The organism is Caulobacter sp. GW821-FHT09B11 (genome assembly GCF_059418205.1).
Genome location: NZ_JBWKPK010000028.1, coordinates 17694 through 43230 on the forward strand (window position 1 = coordinate 17694; position 25537 = coordinate 43230).

Genomic DNA, 25537 nt, shown 5'->3' on the forward strand with positions numbered 1-25537 from the left:
TTGCGTGAGGCGATGCTTGATCCGAAACCACTGCAGGCCGTCTTCTTCGATCGCGACGGCGTCCTCAACGTCGACGGGGGCTACGTCCACGATCCGGCCGACCTGGAGTGGATCCCCGGCGCCCGCGAGGCGATCGCGGCGCTGACCGGGGCCGGCGTCCGCTGCATCGTGGTCACCAACCAGTCCGGCGTCGCGCGCGGCTATTACGGCGAGGACGCGGTCCACGCCCTGCACGCCCACATGCAGAGCGAGCTGGCCGGCCTGGGCGGAGAGATCGCCGCCTTCTACCATTGCCCGTTCCATAAGGACGCCGTCGTCGAGGCCTATCGCCGCGACGACCATCCCGACCGCAAGCCCAATCCCGGCATGATCCTGCGCGGCCTGGCGGAAAACGGCCTCTCGGCCGAGGACTGCGTGCTGGTCGGCGACAACGACAGCGACGTCGAGGCCGCCAGGCGGGCGGGCATGGAAGGCTTCCTGTTCACCGGCGGCGACCTGCTGGCCTTCCTGCGCGAACGGCTGGGCCCCCGCTTCCCGACGGCTTCCGGAGACCCGGCGTGAAACTCCTGATCACCGGCGGGGCCGGCTTCATCGGTTCGACCCTGGTGCGCAAGGCGCTGGAGGCCGGCCACGCGGTCGTCAATCTCGACGCCCTGACCTATGCCGGCGACCTGGCCAACCTGGCCGAGGTGGAGACCGCGCCGGGCTACGCCTTCGAGCAGGCCGACATCGCCGACGCCGACGCCGTCGCCGCGATCTTCGCCCGCCACGACCCGGACGCGGTGTTGCACCTGGCCGCCGAGTCGCACGTCGACCGCTCGATCGACGGTCCCCTGGCCTTCGTGCGCACCAACATCGTCGGCACGGCCGTGCTGCTGGAGGCCGCCCGCGCGCACCTGGCCCGCCTGGCGGCCGACCGCGCGGACCGCTTCCGCTTCGTCCACGTCTCCACCGACGAGGTCTACGGCGCCCTGGGTCCAGAGGATCCGCCCTTCGACGAGCGCTCGCCGGTCGACCCCACCTCGCCCTATTCGTCGAGCAAGGCCTCGTCCGACCTGCTGGCCCGCGCCTGGGGCCGCACCTACGGCCTGCCGGTGATCGTCACCTCGTGCTCGAACAACTACGGCCCGCGCCAGCATCCGGAAAAGCTGATCCCGACGGTGATCTTCAACGCCCTGGCCGGACGGCCCATCCCGGTCTACGGCGACGGGCGGCAGGTGCGCGACTGGCTGCATGTCGAGGATCACGCCGGCGCCCTGCTGCGGGTGCTGGAGGCCGGCGCCCCGGGCGAGACCTATCTGATCGGCGGCGACGCCGAACGGGCCAACATCGACCTGGTGCGCACCATCTGCGCCGTGCTCGACGCCGTCCGCCCCGGCAATACGCCGCGCGAGAGCCTGATCACCCACGTCACCGACCGCCCCGCCCACGATCGCCGCTACGCCATCGACGCGGGCAAGCTGCAGCGGGAGCTGGGCTGGTCGCCGGCCATGACCGTGGAAGAGGGCCTGGAGCGCACCGTGCGCTGGTACCTCGACAACGACGCCTGGTGGGAGACCATCCAGGCCAAGGGCTTCGCCGGCCAGCGGCTGGGCGTGAACCCGTGATCCGCATCCTGCAGTTCGGCGCCACCGGCCAGGTGTCGCGGGCGATGATCGACCAGGCCGCCGGCCGCGCCGTCCTGACGCCCCTGTCGCGCCGGGAGGTCGACCTTTCCGACCTCGCCGCGATCGAGACGGCCATCGCCGGGGCCGACTGCGACCTGGTGATCAACTGCGCCGGCTTCACCCTCGTGGACAAGGCCGAGGCCGAGCCGGAAGCCGCCCGCGCCGCCAACGCCCTGGCGCCGGCGGCCATGGCCCGGGCCTGCGCGGCGCGCGGCCTGCCGCTGGTGCACCTGTCGACCGACTGCGTGTTCGACGGCGCCCTGGACCGGCCCTATCGCGAAGACGATGCGCCCAATCCGCTGTCGGTCTACGGCGCCACCAAGCGCGACGGCGAGACCGCCGTCCTGGCCTGGGAGAAGGGCGTGGTGGTGCGGATCTCGTGGGTGTTCTCGCGTTTCGGCCGCAACTTCGTGCGCACCATGCTGCAGCTGGGCCGTACGCGCGACGAGCTGCGGGTGGTCGCCGACCAGTACGGCTGCCCGACCGACGCGCTCGCCCTGGCGCAGTTCCTGCTGGACGCCGCGCCCCGCTGGGCCTCGGCCCCGGCCAGCGACGCGGCCTTCGGCCTGTTCCATTTCACCAACGCCGGCGCGACCTCGCGCCACGACCTGGCCGCCGCCGCCCTGGCGCGCGACCCGGACACCCGGGCGAAGCTGTCGCCGATCGCCAAGCGGGATTTTCCCGAACCCGCCGCTCGCCCTTTGAACGGCGCGCTCGACAGCGGCAAGGTGGCGGCGGTGTTCGGCTGGCGGGCCGAGCCCTGGGAGCCGGCCGTGCGGCGCGCGGCCGACCAGATCATCGCGGAAGGACTGGACGCATGAGACGCGGCATCATCCTCGCCGGAGGCTCGGGCAGCCGCCTGGCGCCCCTGACCCTGGCCGTCAGCAAGCAGCTGCTGCCGGTCTACGACAAGCCGATGATCTACTACTCGCTGACCACGCTGATGCTGGCCGGGGTGCGCGAGGTGCTGATCGTCACCAATCCCCATGACGAGGAGTCCTTCCGCCGCCTGCTGGGCGACGGCTCGCGGCTGGGCCTTCGCATCGAGTACAAGCCCCAGCCCGCGCCCGAAGGCATCGCCCAGGCCCTGATCCTCGGCGAGGACTTCCTCGACGGCGCCGACAGCGCCGTGGTGCTGGGCGACAACATCTTCTTCGGCGCCGGCTTCGCCGAGCTGCTGCAGACCGCCGCCGGCAGGTCCTCCGGCGCGACCGTGTTCGGCTACACCGTGGTGGATCCCCAGCGCTACGGCGTCGTCGAGATCGGTCCCGACGGCAAGGCGCTGAGCATCGAGGAAAAGCCGGAAAGGCCGCGCTCGCGCCACGCCGTCACCGGCCTCTATTTCTACGACGGCCAGGCGCCGGCGATCGCCAGGGCGCTGAAGCCCTCGGCCCGCGGCGAGCTGGAGATCACCGACGTCAACCGCGCCTATCTCGACGCCGGGACCCTGACGGTCGAGCGCCTGGGCCGCGGCTACGCCTGGTTCGACACCGGCACCCATGACTCCCTGATGGAAGCCTCCGAATACGTGCGCGCCATCGAGCTGCGCCAGGGCTTCCGCATCGGCTGCGTCGAGGAGGTGGCCTTCCAGATGGGCTTCATCGACGCCGACCAGTTGCGCGCCCTGGCGGGCCCCTCGCCCAAGACCGGCTACCATCGCTATCTGCGCCAGCTGGCCGACGGCGAGATCTGAAATCCTGGCGCCTCGGTTCCCGAGGGGCTAAACCGACCGCAAATCCCTTCAAGAAAAAGGCCCGCGCAGAGCCATGCAGATCTTCCTCGACAGCACCGACACCAAGGTCATCGCCGACGCCGCCGCGACCGGCCTGGTCGACGGCGTCACCACCAACCCGACCCTGATCGCCAAGGCCGGCCGCCCGATGCTCGAGGTGATCGCCGAGATCTGCGACCTCGTCCCCGGCCCGATCAGCGCCGAAGTCGCCGCCACCACCGCCGACGCCATGATCGCCGAAGGCACGAAGCTGGCCGGCATCGCGCCGAACGTGGTCATCAAGCTGCCGCTGACCCGCGACGGCCTGATCGCCTGCAACCACTTCGCCAACGAAGGCGTCAACACCAACGTCACCCTGTGCTTCTCGGCGACCCAGGCCCTGCTGGCCGCCAAGGCCGGCGCGACCTACGTCTCGCCGTTCATCGGCCGCCTGGACGACTACGGCTTCGACGGCATGGACCTGATCCGCGACATCCGCACGATCTACGACAACTACGGCTACGAGACCGAGATCCTGGCCGCCTCGGTGCGCAACGCCGCCCACGTCAAGGAAGCCGCGATCGTCGGCGCCGACGTCGTCACCATCCCGCCGGCGGTGTTCGCCGAGCTCTTCAAGCACCCGCTGACCGACAAGGGCCTGGAACAGTTCCTGAAGGACTGGGCCGGCACCGGCCAATCGATCCTGTAAGCGGGCCATCCTGTAATCGGGCGATTTCGTAAGGGTCGAAAACCCTTACTTCACAAGGCGCGGCCTCGGATTCGTCCGGGGCCGTTCTTTTTTGCAACTGCGAAGGTGGTTCGCAAACGCGAACTCGTGCGTTAGGGTCGGGAAACCTCACACGAGGAGCGCGCCCATGAAAGCCGCCGATATCGCCGTCGACATCTGCCTGGCCTCCGCCGAGGAAGCCGTGCGGTTCTCGCGTTTCGTGCAGAGCTTCCTGGCCAGCAACGGCTTTCCGTTCGTGATGATCCACAACGCGCCCGAACTCGAGGGCGAGCGCCGCAAGGTGGTGTTCGAGGACGCCGGCGTCGGCCGCAAGTTCGCCCTCGAATGGCGCATGGACCGCCTGGCCGCCAGCGGGGCCTGAAGCTGGGGTCTGAATCCGGGGTCCGGACGTTGCGGCCAAGCTTGAAGAACGGCGTTTCCCGTTTCTGATTTTGCGCGTTAGACAGGAGATCCTTTCTTCCTGTCGCAGAGTCGCGCCATGAACGACCCCAAATTCGCCCTCCCGCCGGTCGCCGGTTCCGCGCTCGACCTGATCGGCTCGACGCCGATGCTGGAGGTGCGCAACCTGGACACCGGCCTTTGCCGCCTGTTTCTCAAGCTAGAGAACCAGAACCCCGGCGGCTCGATCAAGGATCGCGTGGCCCGCTCGATGATCGAGGCGGCCGAGGCCGACGGCTCATTGAAGCCCGGCGGCACGATCATCGAGGCCACGGCCGGTAACACGGGCCTGGGCCTGGCCCAGGTGGCGGCGCTGAAGGGCTACAAGCTGATCCTGATCGTCCCCGACAAGATGGCGCGGGAAAAGATCCTGCACCTGCGGGCCATGGGCGTGGACGTGCGCCTGACCCGCAGCGACGTCGGCAAGGGCCACCCGGAATACTACCAGGACATGGCCCAGGCCCTGGCCCAGTCGATCCCCGGGGCGATCTACGCCAACCAGTTCGAGAACCCGGCCAATCCGCGCGCCCACTACCTGGGCACCGGCCCCGAGATCCTCGCCCAGATGGAAGGCGACGTCGACGCCGTGGTGGTCGGCGTCGGCTCGGGCGGCACGCTGACGGGCGTGGGCCGCTACATGGCCGAGCAGTCGCCGAAGACGAAGATGGTACTGGCCGATCCGGTCGGCTCGATCCTCTGCGACTACGTGGCGACCGGGACCTATGGCGAGGCCGGCTCGTGGATCGTCGAGGGCATCGGCGAGGACTTCATCCCCGACAACGCCCAGATGGACCTGGTCTCCAAGGCCTATTCGATCAGCGACCGCGAAAGCGTCGACACCGCCCGCCTGCTGCTGCGCAAGGAGGGCGTGCTGGCCGGCTCGTCGTCTGGCACCCTGCTGGCGGCGGCCCTGCGCTATTGCCGCGAGCAGACGCAGCCCAAGCGGGTGGTCACCCTGGTCTGCGACACCGGCGCCAAGTACCTGACCAAGATGTTCAACGACATGTGGCTGGCCGCGCACGGCTTCGACCAGCGCGAACTGCACGGCGACCTGCGCGACCTGATCGCCAAGCGCTACGCCGACGGCGGGGTCATCGCCATCGGCCCGGGCGACACCCTGCTGACCGCCTACAACCGCATGCGCTCGAGCGACATCAGCCAGCTGCCGGTGGTCGATCACGGCAGGCTGGTGGGCATTCTCGACGAGAGCGACATCCTGGCCGCCGTCGAGGGGCGCGACGAACATCGCGGCGCCCGCTTCAAGACCCCGGTCGCCGACGCCATGACCCGCAACGTCAACACCCTGCAGGCCCATCAGGGCGTCGAGGACCTGCCCGACGTCTTCGAGCGCGACGAGGTGGCCCTGGTGGTCGACGGCGACGAATTCCTGGGCGTCATCACCCGGGTGGACCTGCTCAACCACCTGCGGCTGGAGGCGTGAGGGCGTTGCGGAAATGTTCCGCCGGAGTCATTCTGGGGTTCTATCCTAGGGTCCGATTATGGAAGTCTCTCTGAAGCCCGATCTTGAGCAGTTCGCCCGCGATTGCGTCGCCGACGGCCGCTACGAAGATGTCGGGGCGGTGATCAAGGCGGCGCTTGCTCTACTCCAGGAGCGGGAGGAACGGCGCAAGCAGCTGAGCGATTCACTGGACGAGGCGATGGCGGAGGCTGATCGCGACGGCTGTTTCACGGCCGCCGAAGTCGCGGCGGAAATGAGGGCCGCGATAGAAACGGCCGCCAGGGAAGCTGTGAAATAGATGGCTCCGGCGACGATCGCGCCGCAAGCTAGGCAAGAGCTTCTCGCCGCTTCGAACTGGATTTCCGCCGATAGCCCTCGCGCGGCGCTGAGGCTGACGGAGACCATGCTGGCCGCCGCTGACGCCCTGGGCCGGAATCCTTATCTCGGCCATGAGCAGCCGGACCTTGTTCGACCGCCCTTTCGCCTGTTCAGGCTGAAAGGATTTCCCTACGTCCTTGCCTACAATCCGTCTCGAAAGCCGCCAGTGATCGTACGCCTGCTGCACGAGGCCCGCGACCTGGCCGACGCCCTCAAATCCCTCTGACGTCGAGATTCCATGACCGACATCCCCGGCAAGAACCGCCTGGCCTTCGCCACCCGCACGATCCACGGCGGCCAGTTTCCCGATCCCAGCACCGGCGCCGTCATGGTGCCGATCTACGCCACCTCGACCTACGTCCAGTCGAGCCCGGGCGAGCACAAGGGCTTCGAGTACAGCCGCAGCCAGAACCCCACCCGCTTCGCCTTCGAGCGCTCGATCGCCGACCTGGAGAGCGGAACCGCCGGCTTCGCCTTCGCCTCGGGCCTGGCGGCGGCCTCGACGATCCTGGAGATCCTCGACAGCGGCGCCCACGTGATCGCCAGCGACGACCTCTACGGCGGCTCGTTCCGGCTGTTCGACAAGGTGCGCAAGCGCTCGGCGGGGCTGTCGTTCAGCTTCGTCGACATGGGCGACGTCTCGGCCATCGAGGCGGCGATCCGGCCCGAGACGAAGATGATCTGGGTCGAGACGCCCACCAACCCGATGCTGCGCCTGGCCGACCTGGAGGCCATCGCGGCCCTGGCCAAGCGCCGCGGCCTGATCACCGTCGCCGACAACACCTTCGCCAGCCCCTACGTCCAGCGGCCGCTTGAGCTGGGCTTCGACATCGTCATGCACTCGGCCACCAAGTACCTGAACGGCCACTCCGACGTGGTCGCGGGCGTGGCCGTGGTCGGCGACAACGCCGAGATCGCCGACAAGCTGAAGTTCCTGCAGAACGCCGTCGGCGCGGTGCTGGGGCCGTTCGACAGCTTCCTCGCCCTACGGGGGGTCAAGACCCTGGCCCTGCGCATGCAGCGGGCCTGCGACAGCGCCCTGGAGATCGCCCAGTGGCTCGCCACCCGCAAGGACATCGAGCGGGTGATCTATCCGGGCCTGGAAAGCCATCCCCAGCACGCTCTCGCCCGCCGCCAGATGCACGGCGGCTACGGCGGCATCATCTCGGTGGAGCTGAAGGGCGACGAGGCGACGGCGCGGCGGATGCTGGAGCGCACGCGCCTGTTCACCCTGGCCGAGAGCCTGGGCGGGGTCGAGAGCCTGATCGAGCATCCGGCGATCATGACCCACGCCTCGATCCCGGCCGATCAGCGCAAGGCGCTGGGGATCAGCGACACCCTCATCCGGCTTTCGGTGGGGATCGAGGACTGCTCGGATCTGATTTCCGACCTCTCCTCGGCGCTTTCAGCCTGAACAGGTGATGGTCCTTGTCGCCGGGCATGGCCGGCGACGGGTCCGGCGCCTTGGACGGACGCGGGGGCGGCAAGCTGCGCGTCGGATCCTCGGCCCACAGGTGGGCGGCCAGCATCAGGTCGGTCTTGACCGGGCCGAAGTCCTCCTTGGCCGTCCAGACGCGGATCGCGGCCTGGGCGAAGGCTTCCGACAGGTCGACGACCTCGATCATCGGCGCGGGGTCCTTGCGCACCCGCGGGTCGCTCTCGGCCCGCTCGCGCATCTTCTGCAGAACGGCCACCAGGTCGGTCTTCAGCGGCACCTTGAACAGCACGTCGGCCCGGCGGTTGCGGTGGGTCGAGTAGTTGAGGATGACGTCGCCGAACACCTTGCTGTTGGGGATCATCACCTTGACGTTGTCGGGCGTGGCGATCTCGGTGAACAGCAGATCGAGCGACTTGACCGTGCCCTGACGGGTGGCCGTCTCGATGACGTCGCCGACGCGGTAGGGGCGAAACAGCAGGATCATCACCCCGGCCGCCACGTTCGACAGCGCGCCCTGCAAGGCCAGGCCGATGGCCAGCGAGGCCGCGCCCAGCACGGCGATGATCGAGGTCGCCTGCACGCCCAGCTGCTGCAGCACCGCCACCAGGCCGATGGCGACCACGGCGTAGCGCACCAGCGAGGAGACGAAGCTCTCCAGCGTCGGGTCGGGATTGGTGCGATGCACCCGGCTCAGCGCCCGCCTGGCCACCCCGGCCAGCCAGCCGGCCGCCCAGAAGGTGACGAACAGGATGAGGGCGGCCACCACCAGGTTGACGGCCACCTTGCCCAGCCAGTCGAGGAAATGCCCGAACATGGTCTCGTCGGCCTTGATGTTGGCGATGGATGGAAGGTTCAGGTCGGCGGGTACGGTACTGGGCTTGGTCATGAATCTCTCGATGGCGCCCCCGCGCCGGCCGGTCAACGAAGCGCGGTGAAGGTTCGTTCCCATAGCCCCTCTCCCCTTGCGGGAGAGGGTGGCCTCGCGCAGCGAGGTCGGGTGAGGGGTCTCTCAGAACCTTCCGCCGCAAAGACGGGGAGGCCGGGTGAAGCGTCCGGTGTTTGAGAGACCCCTCATCCGACGGCCTTCGACCGCCACCTTCTCCCGCAAGGGGAGAAGGATCCTGAGACAGACAGCCGAGAAACAGTCGGTTACATCAATTGGCTCGTCCCCGAGCCGCGCCGCCTCTAAGAGCCCGCCCATGAGCATGCCCTTCATCGACCTCGCCGCGCAGCAGCGCCGGATCCGCGACAAGATCGACGCCGCCATCGCCAAGGTGCTGGACAGCGGCGCCTATGTCATGGGCCCGCAGGTGCGCGAGTTCGAAGCCCAACTGGCCGCCTTCGGCCAGGCAAAGCTGGCCCTGTCGTGCGGAAACGGCACCGACGCCATCGCCCTGCCGCTGATGGCCTGGGGCGTTGGCCCGGGCGATGCGGTGTTCTGCCCGTCCTTCACCTTCGCCGCGACGCCGGAAGTCGTGCCGTGGGTCGGCGCCACGCCGGTGTTCGTCGACGTGCTGCCCGATACCTTCAACCTCGACCCGGCCAGGCTGGAAGCCGCCATCGCCGGCGTGAAGGCCAAGGGCGAGCTGACCCCCAAGGTGGTCATCGCCGTCGACCTGTTCGGCCAGCCGGCCGACTATCCGGCCATCAAGGCGATCTGCGACCGAGAAGGCCTGAAGCTGATCTCCGACAGCGCCCAGGGCTTCGGCTGCACCCTCGACGGCAAGCACCCGCTGCATTGGGCCGACGTGGCCACCACCAGCTTCTTCCCGGCCAAGCCCCTGGGCTGCTACGGCGACGGCGGAGCGGTGCTGACCAACGATGCCCGTCTGTGGGACCTGATGGACAGCTACCGCGTGCACGGCAAGGCGGTCGGTCCGGACCTCGAAGGCAAGACCTTCGACCACGACCCGAAGTACCTGAACACCCGCATCGGCATCAATTCGCGGCTCGACACCATCCAGGCGGCGATCCTGATCGAGAAGCTGGCCATCTTCCAGGAAGAGATCGACCTGCGCCAGGTGGTGGCCGACCGCTACGCCGACGGCCTGAAGGGCAAGGTGCTGGCCACGCCGGCCGTCATCGACGGCGGCGTCTCGGTCTGGGCCCAGTACGTCATCGAGCACGAGAACCGCGACGGCCTGGCCGCCCACCTCAAGGCCAAGGGCGTTCCGACCGCCGTCTACTATCCCGTCCCGATGCACGTGCAGGCGCCGTACGCGGCCTTCCCGCGCGGCGAGGGCGGCCTGCCGGTGACCGAGGCCAAGGCGCAGACGGTGCTGGCCCTGCCGATGCATCCTTATCTGCCCGAGGCTGACCAGGCCGTGATCATCGAGGCGATCCGCGGCTTCAACGGTTAAGTTGCGCCTCATTGAGGCCGCAACTAACGGCATGGTCGGGCCCGACGCTCACCGCCCAGGATCCGCATGCACGACCCGATCACCAGCTTCGTCGTCACGGTGTTCAGCGCCCCCAGCGCGGCGCTGATCCTGGCGGGCGCCATACTGGCGCTGGCGGTCGGCCTGATCTTCCAGTCGGGCCATTTCGAATATGCGCCGCTGAAGGACGACCTGCGGCGGCGTAGCGACCTGCTGTCGGAACTACGCGGATCGGACCCGCAGAAGGCCTTCGCCGACGCCTTCGCCACCATCGACAGCCGCCTGAGCGCCTCGGCCCATCCGACGCTGGAACTGGGCTGGTCGGCCTATCGCGGCCAGCTGGCGGAGACGGGCGATGGGCGCCTGGCCTCGTCGATCCACGCCGTCGACGTCTTCGACCACGCCGACGGTCCGGCCCGCACCCTCGAATGGTGGGCCAACCTGCTGGTCGCCATCGGCCTGGTCATCACCTTCATGGGCATCGTCGCGGCCCTGACCGAGGCGGTCGACGCCATGCAGCGCCAGGGCGGCGCGGGCATGCAGGCGGCGCTGATGAACCTGCTGGCCGTGGCGGCCACCAAGTTCTGGACCTCGATCGCCGGCGTGCTGGGCTCGATCATCCTGCGCCTGGCGGCGCGGGGGCGGCGCAAGGCGATCGAGTCGCTGGAAGCCCACTTCTTCGCCCTGCTCGACAGCTGCGTGCGCTTCGCCCCGCCCGAAAAGGTCATGCTGGAGCAGCTGGCCGTGCTGTCGCGGATCGAGGCCGCCCTGGCGGCGGGCCCCGCGCCCCGCGCCGCCCAAGTTGCCACATCGAGCCTGGCCTGATGGCGGTCCTGGCCCGCGCCCGCCGGCGCCGCGCGCCCGACCTCGAGGAAGGCGAAAGCTACTACGTCTCGATGACCGACATGATGGTCGGGGTGATCTTCATCTTCATCATCATGCTCAGCTACTTCGCCCTGCAGTACCGCCAGTCGACCAAGGCGCTGACCGAGGCCAAGCATCCCGAGACGGCGGCCCTGCTGCAGACCGCCACGGCCCTGACCCCGCGTGAGGTCACCGTCGAGGTCGACGACAAGGCCCGCGTGCTGTGCGTGCCCGAAAGCGCCATCGGCGGAAGCGGATCCGACCGCCGCTGCTTCTCCTACGCCCCGCCCGCCAAGGGCGCGGCCTCGACGCTGGCCGCCGGCGACGCCCAGCGCGCCCTGATGGGCTTCCTGGACGCCGACCTGCGCGACGCCGGCGCGCCGCTGACCGGCGACACCAGCGGCGGCGTGCTGTCGTTCAAGGCCGAGCAGCTGTTCGAGCCCGGCTCGGCGACCCTGTCGACCGAAGGCCGCAAGATCGCCGACGACGTCGCCGCCGCCCTGGCCAAGCGCCTGCCCTGCCTGGCCTACGGCGGGTCCGCCAGCGCGGCCTGTCCCGAGGGCGAGGCCAAGCTGGCGCTGGTCAACGTGCTGGGCCAGACCAGCCTCGACGCCTTCACGCCCGAGGGTCAGCAGGCCGCGGCCCTGGCGTTGCAGCGTTCGGTCGCCCTGCACCGAGCCCTGACCGCCGCCCAGCCGGTGCTCGGCGCGCTGCGCAGCGCCCCGCCCGGCGACCCCGGCTCGCAGCCCCTGCTGCGGGTGGCCAGCGTGGGCCAGTCGCAGGAAGGCGCCTCGCGGGTCGGCGACGGCCAGACCCTCAGCATCCAGCTGCTGATGGCGCCCTAGCGTAAATCTCTCGGTTGGCGGGCGCCGCCGCGCGACCTATATGCCGCCCGTTGCGTTTCGCGCCGGCCGGCGCCTCGCGCGTCCACGGCCGAAGAGATCGCGTCATGCCCAAAGACACCACCGCCGCCATGCCCCGGGTGTCGCCCCCGGCCTCGCCGGGGACCTCTCCGCACAAGGGCATGGGCTTCGTGCAGTTCGTCGCCCTGATCGCGGCGATGATGGCCACCAACGCCCTGGCCATCGACTCCATGCTGCCGGCCCTGCCGCAGATCAGCGCCAGCCTCGGCCTGACCGCCGACAACGAGCGCCAGTGGGTGATCACCGCCTATCTGCTGGGCTTCGGCGTGGCGCAGATCGCCTACGGCTCGCTGGCCGACCGCTACGGCCGCAAGCCCGTGCTGCTGGCGGGCCTGACGCTCTACGTGCTGTTCAGCCTGGCCTGCGCCCTGACGACCTCGTTCGAGATGCTGCTGGTCGCCCGGGCCCTGACCGGGGTCGGCGCGGCCGCCACCCGGGTGCTGGCCGTCTCCATCGTCCGCGACTGCTATTCGGGCCGCCGCATGGCCCAGGTCATGTCGCTGTCGTTCATCGTCTTCCTGGCCGTGCCGATCCTGGCTCCCTCGATCGGCCAGGCCATCGTGCTGGTCGCGCCCTGGCGCTGGATCTTCGGCGTCATGGCGCTGTTCGGCGCGGCCGTGATCGCATGGACCGCCCTGAAGCTGCCCGAGACCCTGCACCCGGAGGACCGCACGCCGATCTCGGCCAAGGCCATCCTCTCGGCCTTCCGCCAGGCCCTGACCGAGCGGACGGCCATCGGCTACACCATCGCCGCCACCCTGGTGCTGGCCGGCCTGTTCGGCTTCATCAACTCGGCCCAGCAGGTGTTCGTCGACGCCCTGGGCGCGGGCGAGTGGTTCACCCTGATCTTCGCCGGGATCGCCGGCGGCATCGCCGTGGCCTCGCTGGTCAACGCCCGCATCGTCGAACGGCTGGGCATGCGCAAGGTCTCGCACGGGGCGCTTCTGGGCTTCATCGCCTTCGCCGGGATCCACGCCATCGTCGCCCACACCGGCCACGAGACGGTCTGGACCTTCGCCCTGCTGCAGGGGTCGATGATGTTCTGCTTCGGCCTGGTGATGTCGAACTTCGGCGCGGTGGCCATGGAGCCTCTGGGCCACATCGCCGGCGCGGCCGCCTCGATCCAAGGGTTCATCACCACCATCGGCGGGGCCCTGGGCGGCTTCATGATCGGTCAGCTGTTCGACGGCACGGTCGGGCCGCTGACCCTGGGCTTCTTCGGCTTCGGCCTGGCCGGCCTGCTGGTCGTGCTGGTCACCGAGAAGGGCAGGCTGTTCCAGACCGGCCCCGGCGGCGACGCGCCGGACATGGCCCACTAGGGCGATCCGGACGCGCGCGCCCTCCGGGGCTCAGTGCTCGCGTCCGGCCCGCCAGAAGGTCTGGACCAGCGGTTCGACCAGGTAGTCCAGCGCCGTGCGGCGGCGCAGCGGCACGATCACCTCCACCGGCAGGCCCGGCTGGATGCCGGCCTGGGCGCCGCGGACGGCGGTGATCTTGGCCATCTCGTCGGCCGGCACCTTCACCTCGGCGCGAAAGTAGCGCGTGCCGCTCTTTTCGTCGGTGAAGCTGTCGGCCGAGAGCTTGGTCAGCACGCCCTTGAGGATCGGCAGGTTGCGCTCGTGCAGCGAGCTGAAGCGCACCTGCGTCGTCTGGCCCAGGCGCAGGTCGTCGGCGTCGCCCGGCGACACCTGGGCCTGGATCACCAGCTCGCGATCCTGCGGCACGATCTCCATCAGGGTCTGGCCCGGCGCGATCACGCCGCCGACCGTGAACACCGTCAGGCCGACCACCTTGCCGCCGGCCGGCGCGCGGATCACCGTGCGGGCCAGCTGTTCGCGGACCGCGCCCCACTTCGGCTGCAGGTCGTCGAGCCGGACCTGGACGTCCCGCAGCTGGCCGGCCACTTCCTCGGCGCGCTGGCGGTTCAGCGAGATGATCTGCAGGCGGGTCTCGCCGATGGCCTCGCCCGAGCGGGCGATCTGCGCCCGGTGGGCGCCGTTCTCGCCCTCCAGCGACGCCTCGGCCCGCTTGAGCGCCAGCAGCCGGGTCTTGGGGGCATAGCCCTTGTCGGCCAGCTCCTTGACGCCCTGGTACTCTTCTTCGATCAGGTCCTGCTGGGTGACGTTGGCCTTGAGCTGGCGTTCGGAGCCGCCGGCCTGTTCGGTCAGCTGCAGCACGCGCTGGCCCAGGACCCCGCGCTGGGTGTCGAGGGCCTGGCGGCGGGCCTGGAACTGCAGACGTTGCAGCTTCATCGACTCGTCGGCCAGGAAACGGTCCTCGGGCGACAGCGAGGCGAACTCGACCGGCGCGGCGAAGACGGCCTTGTCGTCGCGTTCGGCGACCAGGCGGGCGCGCTGGGCCAGCAGGGTCAGGACCTCGCCGGCCAGGCCGCGCTCGGAGGCCTTGATCTCGCTGTCGGAGATCTCGACCAGCGCCTGGCCGCGGCCGACCACCTCGCCCTCCTGGACCTTGAGCGCGGTGACCACGCCGCCTTCGCGATGCTGCACCGCCTGGCGGTTGCCGGCCACGACGATGGACCCCGGCGCATAGGCGCCCGCGTCGAGCGGGGTCAGCGCGGCCCAACCGAGAAAGCCGACGAAGAAGAAGCCCGAGATCGCCGCCCCGACGATGATCATCCGCCTGGGGTCGTCGGCCATGGCGCGCGGCGCGCTCCGGGGAAGAGCGATGGAGCGGCTCATGGCTTGACCACCTTGGGCTTGGGCGGATTGGCGAGGGCGTTGAGTTCGGCGATCACCTTGTCGCGCGGCCCGATGCGTTCGATCTGGCCGTCGCGCATCACCGCCAGCCGGTCGGCGATGCCGAGGATGCCGCTGCGGTGGGCGATGATCATGATGGCGGAGCCGCGCCGCCGCGCGTCGGACAGGGCGTTGGCCAGGGCGGTCTCGCCGTCGGCGTCGAGCGCCGAATTGGGCTCGTCCAGGATCAGCACCGGCGGGGCGCCGTAGAGCGCGCGCGCCAGGGCGATGCGCTGCGACTGGCCGGCCGAAAGGCCGCGCCCGCCGACGCCGAGCTCGGTGTCGTAGCCATGCGGCAGCCGCAGGACGAGTTCGTGCACGCCCGCCGACTTGGCCGCGTTGACGGTCTCGGTGTCGATCAGGGTCGCATCGTCCTCGATCCAGCCGGCGAAGCGCGAGATGTTGTCGCGCACCGACCCCACCATCAGCGACGGATCCTGCGGCACATAGCCGATCAGGCGGCCCAGGCGGTCGGGCTCCCAGTCGGCGTAGTTGGCCTGGTCGATCCGGGCCGTGCCGGAATCGGGCGCCAAGGCGCCGGCCGCGACCCGGGCCAGGGTGGTCTTGCCCGCGCCGCTGGGACCCAGGATCCCCAGGATCTCGCCGGGAACGAGGTTGAGGCTCACGCCGCGCAGCAGCAGCTGGCCCTCGCGGCCGCGGACGACCACCTGCTCCAGGCGGACGTCGCCGCTGGGCGTCGGCAGCACGGTGCCGGCGGGGCGATCGGCCGAGGTGTCGAGCAGGGCGACCACGTTCGAGAGGGCGTTGCGGGCCTGGCTGACGACGCCCCAGGCGCCGACGATCTGCTCGACCGGTTGCAGGGCCCGGCTGATCAGCACGGACGAGGCGATGATCGCCCCGGCCGAGATCTGCCGCTCGATCGCCAGCCAGGCGCCCAGGGCCAGGGCCAGGGATTGCAGAGCCAGGCGCGCGAACTTTGTGGCGGCCGCGTAGCCGCCGCCGGCCATCTGGGTGCGCGCCGCCAGGTCGAGCCCGGTCGAGCGCTGCTCCAGCTGCCGGGCTTCCATGGCCCGCTGCATGCCCAGCGAGCGCACGACCTCGGCGTTGCGGGCGGCGGCGTCCTGGGCGGCGTAGGCGGCGGCCTGGGCCTCCAGCGACGCCTTGGCCGAAACGCGGGTGGCCCGCTCGTTGAGCACGGCCAGGCCCAGCAGCACCGCCGCCCCGGCCAGCGCCATGGCGCCGATCGCCGGATGGACCATGAAGGCGATCAGCACGTAGATCGGCGCCCAGGGCGCATCGAGGACGGCCAGGGCGGTGGAGCCCGACAGCGCCTGGCGCAGCAGGTCGAAGTCCCGCATGCCCTGGGCCGATCCGGCGCGGGTCATGATCAGGCGGCGCAGGATGACCGGGGCCAGCAGGCGGTCGAGCCGCAGGCCGGCCAGCGTCATCAGCCGGGCGCGGACCGCGTCGAGCGCCGCCAGGGTGGCCAGGGCCAGCATCGCCACCACGGTGAGGTACAGCAGGGTCAGGTGGCCGCTGGTCGGCACGACGCGGTCGTAGACCTGCAGCATGAACAGGGTCGGCGCCAGATAGAGCAGATTGAGCAGGGCGCTGAACACCGCCGTCGCCACGAAATGCGGCCGGCAGGCCCGAAGGACCTCAGCGAGCGGACCAGACAACGACTTCACACCCTGCTCCAATGCTCGCCCCGGCGTGGCGAAGCCGCCGCCCCCCGGCTGCACAACGCCTTAGCGGAGCTTGAGTTACGCGCAAGAGGGCATCGCATCGGACCCTAGGGTTGAGCCGCCCGATCGCGCCGACATCGGTTCATTCCAGCATCCGCTCCAGGGCGGCCAGTTCGTCGGCCTCGCGCGCCGGCTTGTCCCAGCGGATGCGGTTGATGCGCGGAAACCGCATGGCCACGCCCGACTTGTGCCGGGTCGAGCGTTGCAGCCCCTCGAACGCCACCTCGAACACCAGGCCGAACTCCAGGTCGGCGCGCACCGAGCGCACCGGCCCGAACCGCTCGACGGTGTTGTCGCGCACGAACTTGTCGATCTGCTTCAGCTCCTCGTCGGTGAAGCCGAAATAGGCCTTGCCGACCGGGGTCAGCTTGCGCTCGCCGGTCTCGTCCTCGCGCCAGACGCCGAAGGTGTAGTCGGAATAGAAGCTCGACCGCTTGCCGTGGCCGCGCTGGGCGTACATCAACACCGCATCGACCAGGTGCGGGTCGCGCTTCCACTTGAACCACGGCCCCTTGGGACGGCCGGGCTCGTAGGCACTGTCCCAGCGCTTGAGCATCAGGCCCTCGGCGATGGCCGGATCGCCGGCCGGCGGATCGGCGCGCAGAGCGGCCAGTTCCTCCCAGCTATCGAAGGGCTGGAGCGGAGAGAGATCGATCCGCGACGTCTTCAGCCCGCCGACGAAGGCCTCCAGGCGCTGGCGGCGCTCGACGAACGGCAGGCTCCGCAGATCCTCCTCGCCGTCGAGCAGCAGGTCGTAGGCGCGGATCCCGGCCGGATAGGCGGCCGTCAGCTTGGCGTCGACGGTCTTGCGGTTCAGCCGTTGCTGCAAATCACCGAAGCTGGCGATCGCGCCGCCCCGCATCACCAGCAGCTCGCCATCCAGCGCCCCCTCGAAATCCAGCGCATCGAGCACGTCGGGGAAGGTCGCCGAGATGTCGTCGCCGGTGCGGGTGTAGAGCCGCCGCTCGCCGCGCTCGCTGACCGCCTGCACGCGGATGCCGTCCCATTTCCATTCGGCGGCGTAGTCGGCGGCCTTGAGCTTCTCGAAATCCACGGCCTCGTCGATGGCCTGGGCCAGCATCACCGGCCTGAAGCGCCCCGGGGCGTCGGGCGAGGGCCGCTCGGACCGTCCCTCCAGCCAGGCGAAGAGGTCGCCATAGGGCGGCTCGATCGCGTGCCAGACCTCCTCGATCTCGCCGATCGGCACGCCGCCCAGATTGGCGCAGGCCTGCTTGGCCAGGCGCGACGACACCCCCACCCGCAGGCCGCCGGTCATCAGCTTGAGCAGCGCCCAGCGACCGTCGGCGTCCAACGCGTCGAGCCAGCCTTCGATCAGCTGCTGGGCCTGGGCGCGCGACGTCGTCTTCAGCGCCTCGACCACCTCCGACAGCTCCGGCTCGCGATTGGCGCCGGGCCGCTCGGGCCAGACCAGGGCGACGGTCTCGGCCAGGTCCCCGACATAGTCGTAGGACCAGGCGAACAGCTGGGCGTCCATCCGCGCCTCGACGGCCTTGCGGATGAAGGCCGGCTTGGCGGCGTCGAACGACAGGGCGCCGGTCAGGGCCGCCAGGGCGTAGCCGCGATCGGGATCGGGGGTCCCGCGCAGGAAGTCCTCGATCAGGGTCAGCTTGGCGTTGCGCGAGGCCGTCAGCGACAGGCGGTCGAGAAGATGGGCGAAGGCGCGCATAGAGCAGAGAATGTCGCGCCCGGGCGCAGGTTCAAGCCATGGCGCGGCTTGCACCCAATTCAAACATTCGTTTAACTCGATGCAGAGCCTGGCCTCGGAGACGACCATGACGTTCCAGCCGCCCGAACCCTTCGTCCCGCACACCCGCGCCAGCCCCCTGACCGCGCCCTGGGAGCCGATCTACGCCGACGTGCGCGACGACCGCTGGGTGCTGGGGCTGGAGGCTCGCGAAGTCCACGCCAATTCGCGCGGCGGACCGCACGGCGGCCTGATCGCCGCCCTGGCCGACAACGCCATGGGCCTGTCGTGCGGGGTGCGGATGCGCCGCGAGGGCCTGGCCTTCAACGGCTTCGTCACCGTCTCGCTGGGGGTCGACTATCTGGCGGCGCCGAGCCTTGGCCAATGGCTGGACTTCGACACCGACTTCATCAAACCCGGCAAGAGCCTCTGCTACGCCGAGGCCACCGTCCGCGCCGACGGCAAGCCGGTGGCCAGGGCGCGGGGCACGTTCAAGGTGGTGTGAGGCTCTAGGCCTTCGCCTCGTCCAGCTGTCCCAGGATCATGATCTTCTGCCATATCTTGCGGCCGAGGTCGGAGGTCAGGGTCTCGATGTCGTTGACGGCCGCCAGGATCGCCGGGTCGTCGTTCTCGCCGGCGTAGAGCGCGGCCAGCTTGGCCGTCAGGGCCAGCATCTCGGCGCAGTAGTCGAGATAGCGGGCCAGCTCGAAGCGGCTCATCTCGCGGGCGGGCGAGGAGGCCGTGCGCGGCCCCATCACCAGGGTGGGGTCCTTGGTCAGCTGGTGCATGTCGACCACGTGGGCGAAGGAGCGCAGCTCGTGCAGCGCCTTGTGCACGCGGGCGCGCTTCCAGCGGGCCTCCAGCGACAGCAGGAACCACACCGCGCCGGCCGACAGCAGGGCCAGGTTCACCGCCGGCTCCAGGCCCTCGGCCACATGCAGCACGTCGGCCCCGCGCAGGCCGGCCAGCCAGTCCATCCGGACGATCAGCCAGGTCGGCAGGGCGAGAGCCGTCAGGACGATCGCCGCCACCGGCAGACGCAGGGCCAGATAGGGTCGCGACAGCCGCCGCGCCCGCTTGGCCGTCTCCCGCGCCGTCGCCGTCAGCCGCGCGCAGACCCGCGACAGGCCCGAGGCCGGAAACCGCTCCGAGATCCGCGCATGCAGGTGATCGAGGGTCTCGACCACCTTGCCCGCCTCGAGCCTCATCATGCCTTTCGCCATCTCTCGCCCCCTTGCCGGTCCCCGCGGCCCGGCTATAGCTAAGCGCTAGTATGTTCGGGGGAACAATTCATGCGTCATTTCACGACCACCGCCGCGGCCGTCGTCTCGGTCGCCCTGCCCGCCGCCCTGCTGCCGGCGATGATCCTGCCCACCGCCGCCCTGGCCGCCGACCCGGAAGTCGTCGCCGGCAAGCCGGACATCAGCTGGCAGGACAACCTGCCGCGCCGCACGGGCAAGGTGTCGCTGAGCGAAGGCAAGGCCACGCTGGACCTGGGTCCGGACTTCTACTTTCTCGACGCCGCCGCCGCCCGCCGCGTGCTGACCGAGGGCTGGGGCAACCCGCCGGACGTGGCCGAGGGCGTGCTGGGCATGATCCTGCCGGCCCGCTTCAAGCCGCTGGACGACGAGTCGTGGGGCGTCATCGTCACCTACCAGGACGTCGGCTACGTCTCGGACGAGGACGCCAAGACCACCGACTACGACAAGTTGCTGGTCGACCTGCGCCAGGGCGAGGACGAGGAGAACGCCTCGCGCGAGAAGGCGGGCTACAAGGCCATCCACTTAGCGGGCTGGGCCGAGCGGCCCAGCTATGACGCCGGCAAGCATGTGCTGATCTGGGCCCGCGACCTGGAGATCGGCCGCGGCGAGGCCCACTCGCTGAACTACGACATCCGCGTGCTGGGCCGCAAAGGCGTCATCAGCCTGAACGCCGTGGCCGCGCCCGAGGCCCTGCCCGAGCTGCACGAGATGTCCGGCCGCATCGCCGCCACCGCCCAGTTCGACCAGGGCTCGCGCTATGCCGACTTCAAGAAGGGCGAGGACAAGGTCGCCGAGTTCGGCGTCGCCGGCCTGATCGCCGCCGGCGCGGGCGTGGCGGCGGCCAAGAAGTTCGGCCTGCTGGCCCTGCTGATCGCCTTCGGCAAGAAGGGGATCGTGCTGATCATCGCCGCCTTCGGGGGCCTGGTGACCTGGTTCCGCAACAAGTTCGGCGGCGGCAAGAAGGCCAAAAGCGGCTCCCCGCCGCCGTCGGGACCCGACCTGATCTCCTGATCGGAGCGCCCTACTCCCCGTCGTCCTCGTCGTAGCCGACGAGGCGCAGGGCGCGGGCGGGGATGCCCTCCAGGGCGCACCAGCGCTCCAGGGCCTCCTCGCGGCCGTGGGTGATCCACACCTCGCCGGGCCGCAGCTCGGCCAGGGTGTCGGTCAGCTCGTCCCAGTCGGCGTGGTCGGAGATGATCAGCGGCAGTTCCACGCCTCGTTGCCGGGCGCGGGCCCGCACCCGCATCCAGCCGCTGGCGAAGCAGTCGACCGGATCGGGAAAGCGCCGGCTCCAGCGGTCGGCCAGGGCCGAGGGCGGGGCGACGATGATGCTTCCCGCGAAGTCGCCCGTCTTGCCACGCTCGGTGGTCGCCGGCGCCAGGGGGCCAAGATCGACGCCGTGGGCCTCGTAGAGCCGGTTCAGCCGCTCCATGGCCCCGTGCACGTGGATCGTCTTGTCCCAGCCAGCCTCGCGCAGCAGGCTGATCACCCGCTGGGCCTTGCCCAGGGCGTAGGCGCCGACGATGTGGGCGCGCTCGGGGAACTGCTCGACCGATTTCAGCAGGGCGGCGATCTCGCCCTTGTCGTCGGGATGGCGGAAGACCGGCAGGCCGAAGGTGGCCTCGGTGACGAAGACGTCGCACGGCACGGGCTCGAACCGCGCGCAGGTGGGATCGCGGCGGCGCTTGTAGTCGCCGGAGACGACGATGGTCAGGCCCTTCCAGCGCACCACCGCCTGGGCCGAGCCCAGCACGTGGCCGGCGGGGACGAGGCTTACCTCGACGCCGTTGTGGGTGAAGCTTTCGCCGTAGGGAACGGCCTGGCGCTGGCCGGTGAAGTCCTCGCCATAGCGTTCGGCCATGATCGCCAGGGTTTCGGGCGTCGCCGCCACCATCCCGTGGCCGGCGCGGGCGTGATCGGAATGGCCATGGGTGATCACCGCCCTGTCCACCTCGCGGACCGGGTCGATATAGAAGTCGCCGGGCGGGCAGTAGAGCCCGGCGGGCTTCGGACAGAGAACATCCTGCGGCTTGATCACGGCTGGATAAGACAACGCGCGATCCTGTAAGCCTATCCCTCCAAGACCAGAGAGCGGCATGAGCGAGACGGATCTGAACGAGCAGCACCGCCTCATCGCCAAGGCGATGAACGAAGGCAGTCCCCAGGCCAAGGCCCTGGGCTTCACCACCCTCGACATCGGCGACGGCGTCGCGGTGCTGAAGGTCCCCTACCGCACAGAACTGGTCGGCGATCCCGAGACGGGGGTGATCGCCGGCGGGGTGGTCACCACCCTGCTCGACCACGCCAGCGGCCAGGCGGTGCACGCGGCCATGAGCACCTGGACCTCGATCGCCACCCTGGACCTGCGCATCGACTACATGCGGCCGGCAGAGCCGGGGAAGGACATCCTGGCCCGCGCCCACTGCTACAAGCTGACCCGCTCGGTCGCCTTCGTGCGGGCCGTCGCCTACGAGACCGATCCGGAGGATCCGATCGCCGCCGCCCAGGCCGCCTTCATGCTCGACTCCAGCGCCGGCCGCAAAGCGGGCGCCAATCTCAAGCCGCCCGGCTCCAGCAAACCTGAATCCGGGGAGACCGGCCAATGAGCGAAGCTCAAGACCGCCTGGTCGCCGTGCTCGGCGCCATTCCCTACGCCCGCTTCATCGGCATGACCGCCGAACTGGCCGGCGACGAGATGACCGCCATCCTGCCGTTCTCGCCCGAGATCGTCGGCAACCCCATGCTGCCGGCCATCCACGGCGGGGTGCTGGGGGCGTTCATGGAGATGACCGCCCTGGCCCAGCTCTCCATCGCCGAGACCCTGAAGCGCCAGCCGCGCACCATTGACGTTTCCATCGAATACCTGCGCTCGGGCCGTCCGCTGACCACCTACGCCCGCGCCCAGATCAAGAAGGTCGGCCGGCGGATCGCCAACGTCCATGTCGAGGCCTGGCAGGAGCAGCGCGCCGCCCCGATCGCGGCCCTGCGCGGCCATTTCCTGCTCACCGGGGCCGAGGACTGATCGACCCTCGTCGCGGCGGCTGGCGCAAGCCGGCGCCGCCGCGGCGAAGCCCGGAAGAGAAATAATCTCCCAGGAAATGGCGAAATAACACCAACATTAATCCCATGTAATGCATATTACGCGCGAGATAGTTTCTTAAAATGGCGTCATGACGCAAAGGTAACGGGTGTTCATCCCTCGCCCGACCTATACCCCTTTTCACCGGACGCGGACGTCGCGCCGGGAAACAAAAACTCAGGGATCAGAACAATGACCTTCTCGAACAACGCCTTCGCTTCGCTGGCCAGCCTGGTGCTCGCCGTCCTGCCGCTCGTCATCGTCGCCGGTTCGCTGTCGCCGAGCTTCTAAGTGATCGCCGCGTAGCTCCGCCGGCCGATCCCGGCGGAGCATGGCGCAACCGATCGCGCCGAATTAGTATTCATCTGAAAGAATTCGAAACTTACTTGTTTCTATAGATATCAGAACGTTGCCTTTGCAACACCGTTGCAGCGATATCGTCGATTTTCGACCCTATAATCGCTCTATTATCGTCATCAAACATTGAATTACGGTCTCTAAAAATCCTGCCTCCGCACGGTTTTACTTCGCACATCGCCGAAGTTGTTGCGGACAAGGGGATAATCTTAGAGATGAACAGAACCAAGCTGGCCTGCCTGGCCACCACGGCGCTGTTCGGCGGTCTGCTCTCGGCCGCCGGCGCCTACGCCCAATCCACGGCGACCACCGAACTCGACGCCGTCGTCGTCACCGCCGCCACCGGTCCGAAGACCATCGACGGCACGATGGTCGCCGAGACCGCGCCGAAGGCCAAGTACACGATCACCAACGAGTTCCTGGCCCGTCAGGCCGACGGCCAGACCGTCCTGCAGTCGCTGAACCTCATTCCGGGCGTCGTGTTCTCGAACAGCGACCCGTACGGCTCGTCGGGCGGCAGCATCCGCCTGCACGGCCAGGACGGCGCCCACATCGGCTTCCTGGTCGACGGCGTGCCGCTGAACGACGGCGGCAACTACGCCATCTATTCGAACCAGCAGGTCGACGCCGAGCTGATCCAGCAGGCCAACGTCAACACCGGCTCGACCGACGCCGACTCCGTCACCGCCTCGGCGACCGCCGGCGTCATCAACTACACGACCCTGAAGGCCACCAAGGACTTCGGCGTGGTCGCCAAGGCCGGCGTCGGCACCGACAACTACCGTCGCGTGTTCGGCCTGCTGCAGACCGGCGAGTTCGGCCCGCTGGACACCCGCGCCTGGATCTCCGCCAGCTACCAGAAGTACGACAAGTTCAAGGGTCCGGGCGACCTCGAGAAGAAGCAGGTCAACGCCCGCATCGAGCAGGACCTGGTCAAGCCGGGCGACTTCGTCGCGCTGAACTTCAACTACAATGAAAACCGCAACAGCAGCTACTACGCGCCCTATCTGACCAACGCCGACGCGTCGGTGGCCGGCGATGTCGCGACCTACGGCAAGGACTACGACTACACGACCACGGCCGGCTCGAACTACTACGGCGTGCGGATCAACCCGTCGAACACGGGCACCATCCGCGGCCAGTCGCGGTTCACCCTCCTACCGAACCTGAAGCTGACCGTCGATCCGTCGTTCAACTACACCCTGGCCAACGGCGGCGGCACGACCAGCCTGTCGGAAAAGTCGATGCAGCTGCTGAACGCCGCCGGCACGACCGGCGTCGACCTCAACGGCGACGGCGACACCAGCGACACGGTCCTGGTCTATTCGCCCAGCAACACCAACACCCGCCGCTACGGCCTGAACACCTCGCTGATCTGGGACATCAACGACCATCACCGGGTGCGCTTCGCCTATGCCTGGGATGAGGCTCACACCCGCCAGACCGGCGAGTACAGCATCCTCAACAGCGACGGCTCGCCCACGGACGTGTTCAGCGGCAAGGACGGCTACGGTTCGGCCATCCTCAACGCGGCCGGCGAAGTGGCCCAGAAGCGCAACCGCGCCTCGGTCGCCACCTTCAACCAGTTCAGCGTCGAGTATCGCGGCGAATTCCTGGACGAGCGGCTGATCGCCAACATCGGCGTGCGCCTGCCGACCCTGGATCGCGAGCTGCATCAGTACTGCTACTCGCGCGCCGGTTCGAGCACCTACTACTGCACCTCGCAGACGCCCTCGAGCACCGCGGCCAAGGCCGACGGCGCCGTCGCCGCGGCGGTCAAGTTCGGCAGCTCGTCGACCACCTACTTCACGCCGTTCAGCGCCGACCGCACCTACGACGCGGTCCTGCCGAACCTCGGCCTGTCGTACCGCGTGACCGACAACAGCACCGTCTACGGCAGCTATTCTGAGCAGCTGTCGGCGCCGAAGGTCGACAACCTCTACACCCTGGCGGCCGACGGCTCGCTGGGCGACGCCGAACCGGAAACCGGCAAGACCTACGAAGTGGGCTACCGCTTCCGCGTCGCCGACGTGATGGGCTCGATCAGCACCTACCACACGCGCATCGAGAACCGCATCGTCAGCACCGTCGACCCAACCGACACCAGCACCTACATCGACCGCAACGTCGGCGCGGTGGTGATCAAGGGCATCGACGCCCAGGCGCAATGGCAGATCGACGAACACCTGACCGGCTACGTCTCGGCCGCCTATACCGACGCCAAGCTGCAGGACAACCTGTACACGGCCGTCACGGTCAACAGCGTCACCACCACCGGCTACGCCAAGACCGCCGGCAAGCAGCTGGTCGAAACGCCGGAGTGGACCTTCTCGGGCCGCCTGACCTACGACATCGGCAAGTTCCAGATCGGCGTGCAGGGCAAGTTCGTCGGCGAGCGCTACATGACCGACGTCAACGACCAGAAGCTGCCCCACTACACGGTGTGGGACGCCGACGTCCGGTACGACCTGGGCGGCGACGGCTGGAAGAGCTCGTACATCCAGCTGAACGTCACCAACCTGTTCGACAAGTTCTACTACGGCAACCTGTCGGGCACCCAGACCAGCGCCACCCCGGGCCAGCTCGGCTATGCGCGCACCTACGCCTATGAGGGCGCCCCGCGCGCGGCGGTGCTCAGCCTCAAGACGGCCTTCTAGGACCGTCCAAC

The 25537-nt window shown here is 69.2% G+C and carries 26 protein-coding genes; 20 read left to right on the plus strand and 6 right to left on the minus strand.

Annotated elements, in window-relative coordinates; genetic code table 11:
- Positions 1–12 precede the first annotated feature (12 nt).
- From AC07N1_RS19115 to AC07N1_RS19160, 10 genes are all read left to right on the plus strand, one after another.
- Positions 13–561, plus strand: coding sequence for a D-glycero-alpha-D-manno-heptose-1,7-bisphosphate 7-phosphatase (locus tag AC07N1_RS19115; protein ID WP_494673223.1), 549 nt, complete (start codon positions 13–15; stop codon positions 559–561).
- Complete coding sequence (rfbB, locus tag AC07N1_RS19120) at positions 558–1607, plus strand: dTDP-glucose 4,6-dehydratase (RefSeq protein WP_494673224.1); 1050 nt, start codon at positions 558–560, stop codon at positions 1605–1607. Before AC07N1_RS19115 ends, rfbB begins: the two co-directional genes overlap by 4 nt.
- The gene (rfbD, locus tag AC07N1_RS19125) at positions 1604–2488 is read left to right on the plus strand and encodes a dTDP-4-dehydrorhamnose reductase (RefSeq protein WP_494673225.1); all 885 of its coding nucleotides are present in this window, start codon (positions 1604–1606) and stop codon (positions 2486–2488) included. The genes rfbB and rfbD overlap by 4 nt, the downstream gene beginning before the upstream one ends.
- Positions 2485–3360 carry a glucose-1-phosphate thymidylyltransferase RfbA gene (gene rfbA, locus AC07N1_RS19130; protein WP_494673226.1) on the plus strand — a complete coding sequence of 292 codons (876 nt, stop codon included), beginning with the start codon at positions 2485–2487 and terminating at the stop codon, positions 3358–3360. Before rfbD ends, rfbA begins: the two co-directional genes overlap by 4 nt.
- Before the next feature lie 73 nt (positions 3361–3433).
- Complete coding sequence (gene fsa / locus AC07N1_RS19135) at positions 3434–4087, plus strand: fructose-6-phosphate aldolase (protein WP_494673227.1); 654 nt, start codon at positions 3434–3436, stop codon at positions 4085–4087.
- 166 nt (positions 4088–4253) lie between these two features.
- Positions 4254–4487, plus strand: coding sequence for a hypothetical protein (locus AC07N1_RS19140; RefSeq protein WP_494602271.1), 234 nt, complete (start codon positions 4254–4256; stop codon positions 4485–4487).
- Positions 4488–4604: 117 nt separating this feature from the next.
- Positions 4605–6005, plus strand: a complete 1401-nt coding sequence (locus tag AC07N1_RS19145; RefSeq protein ID WP_494673228.1) for a pyridoxal-phosphate dependent enzyme — start codon at positions 4605–4607, stop codon at positions 6003–6005.
- Between the two features lie 58 nt (positions 6006–6063).
- The gene (locus AC07N1_RS19150) at positions 6064–6321 is read left to right on the plus strand and encodes a type II toxin-antitoxin system ParD family antitoxin (protein WP_494673229.1); all 258 of its coding nucleotides are present in this window, start codon (positions 6064–6066) and stop codon (positions 6319–6321) included.
- A complete protein-coding gene (locus tag AC07N1_RS19155; RefSeq protein WP_494673230.1) occupies positions 6322–6627 on the plus strand; it encodes a type II toxin-antitoxin system RelE/ParE family toxin in 306 nt (101 codons plus the stop codon).
- Positions 6628–6639: 12 nt separating this feature from the next.
- Positions 6640–7815, plus strand: coding sequence for a trans-sulfuration enzyme family protein (locus AC07N1_RS19160; RefSeq protein ID WP_494673231.1), 1176 nt, complete (start codon positions 6640–6642; stop codon positions 7813–7815).
- Here AC07N1_RS19160 and AC07N1_RS19165 read toward each other — a convergent pair.
- Entirely contained in the window at positions 7742–8725 is a 984-nt protein-coding gene (locus tag AC07N1_RS19165; RefSeq protein ID WP_494673232.1) for a mechanosensitive ion channel family protein, read from the minus strand. The genes AC07N1_RS19160 and AC07N1_RS19165 overlap by 74 nt on opposite strands.
- Positions 8726–9038: 313 nt before the next feature.
- On the opposite strand from AC07N1_RS19165, the gene AC07N1_RS19170 reads away from it, so the two are divergent.
- The 4 genes from AC07N1_RS19170 (at position 9039) to AC07N1_RS19185 (ending at position 13323) form a co-directional block, all read left to right on the plus strand.
- Complete coding sequence (locus AC07N1_RS19170; protein WP_494673233.1) at positions 9039–10199, plus strand: DegT/DnrJ/EryC1/StrS family aminotransferase; 1161 nt, start codon at positions 9039–9041, stop codon at positions 10197–10199.
- 66 nt (positions 10200–10265) lie between these two features.
- Entirely contained in the window at positions 10266–11042 is a 777-nt protein-coding gene (locus AC07N1_RS19175; protein ID WP_494673234.1) for a hypothetical protein, read from the plus strand.
- Positions 11042–11926, plus strand: a complete 885-nt coding sequence (locus AC07N1_RS19180) for a hypothetical protein (RefSeq protein ID WP_494673235.1) — start codon at positions 11042–11044, stop codon at positions 11924–11926. The genes AC07N1_RS19175 and AC07N1_RS19180 overlap by 1 nt, the downstream gene beginning before the upstream one ends.
- Before the next feature lie 179 nt (positions 11927–12105).
- Positions 12106–13323, plus strand: coding sequence for a multidrug effflux MFS transporter (locus AC07N1_RS19185; RefSeq protein WP_494673276.1), 1218 nt, complete (start codon positions 12106–12108; stop codon positions 13321–13323).
- Between the two features lie 30 nt (positions 13324–13353).
- Here AC07N1_RS19185 and AC07N1_RS19190 read toward each other — a convergent pair whose 3' ends face one another.
- The 3 genes from AC07N1_RS19190 to AC07N1_RS19200 form a co-directional block, all read right to left on the minus strand.
- The gene (locus tag AC07N1_RS19190; protein ID WP_494673236.1) at positions 13354–14703 is read right to left on the minus strand and encodes an HlyD family type I secretion periplasmic adaptor subunit; all 1350 of its coding nucleotides are present in this window, start codon (positions 14701–14703) and stop codon (positions 13354–13356) included.
- Positions 14700–16409 (minus strand): type I secretion system permease/ATPase, encoded by a 1710-nt coding sequence (locus AC07N1_RS19195; protein ID WP_494673237.1) that lies wholly within the window; start codon positions 16407–16409, stop codon positions 14700–14702. Before AC07N1_RS19195 ends, AC07N1_RS19190 begins: the two co-directional genes overlap by 4 nt.
- Positions 16410–16548: 139 nt before the next feature.
- Positions 16549–18153, minus strand: a complete 1605-nt coding sequence (locus AC07N1_RS19200; protein WP_494673238.1) for a cisplatin damage response ATP-dependent DNA ligase — start codon at positions 18151–18153, stop codon at positions 16549–16551.
- A 106-nt stretch (positions 18154–18259) separates the two neighbouring features.
- Between AC07N1_RS19200 and AC07N1_RS19205 the strand changes: the two genes are divergently transcribed.
- Positions 18260–18676, plus strand: a complete 417-nt coding sequence (locus AC07N1_RS19205; protein WP_494673239.1) for a PaaI family thioesterase — start codon at positions 18260–18262, stop codon at positions 18674–18676.
- Positions 18677–18680: 4 nt separating this feature from the next.
- Here AC07N1_RS19205 and AC07N1_RS19210 read toward each other — a convergent pair whose 3' ends face one another.
- Positions 18681–19382, minus strand: a complete 702-nt coding sequence (locus AC07N1_RS19210; protein ID WP_494673240.1) for a hypothetical protein — start codon at positions 19380–19382, stop codon at positions 18681–18683.
- An 81-nt stretch (positions 19383–19463) separates the two neighbouring features.
- Between AC07N1_RS19210 and AC07N1_RS19215 the strand changes: the two genes are divergently transcribed.
- Positions 19464–20444, plus strand: coding sequence for a DUF2167 domain-containing protein (locus AC07N1_RS19215; protein WP_494673241.1), 981 nt, complete (start codon positions 19464–19466; stop codon positions 20442–20444).
- A gap of 10 nt (positions 20445–20454) precedes the next feature.
- Here the strand turns inward: AC07N1_RS19215 and AC07N1_RS19220 are convergent, their stop codons facing one another.
- A complete protein-coding gene (locus AC07N1_RS19220) occupies positions 20455–21486 on the minus strand; it encodes a ligase-associated DNA damage response exonuclease (protein ID WP_494673242.1) in 1032 nt (343 codons plus the stop codon).
- A gap of 43 nt (positions 21487–21529) precedes the next feature.
- On the opposite strand from AC07N1_RS19220, the gene AC07N1_RS19225 reads away from it, so the two are divergent.
- The 4 genes from AC07N1_RS19225 (at position 21530) to AC07N1_RS19240 (ending at position 25526) form a co-directional block, all read left to right on the plus strand.
- Entirely contained in the window at positions 21530–22039 is a 510-nt protein-coding gene (locus AC07N1_RS19225) for a PaaI family thioesterase (RefSeq protein WP_494673243.1), read from the plus strand.
- Positions 22036–22455: a PaaI family thioesterase gene (locus tag AC07N1_RS19230; protein ID WP_494673244.1), complete on the plus strand. Its 420-nt coding sequence runs from the start codon at positions 22036–22038 to the stop codon at positions 22453–22455. Before AC07N1_RS19225 ends, AC07N1_RS19230 begins: the two co-directional genes overlap by 4 nt.
- A 249-nt stretch (positions 22456–22704) precedes the next feature.
- A complete protein-coding gene (locus AC07N1_RS19235; RefSeq protein ID WP_233245198.1) occupies positions 22705–22803 on the plus strand; it encodes a hypothetical protein in 99 nt (32 codons plus the stop codon).
- Between the two features lie 281 nt (positions 22804–23084).
- Positions 23085–25526, plus strand: coding sequence for a TonB-dependent receptor (locus AC07N1_RS19240; protein ID WP_494673245.1), 2442 nt, complete (start codon positions 23085–23087; stop codon positions 25524–25526).
- Positions 25527–25537: the final 11 nt, after the last annotated feature.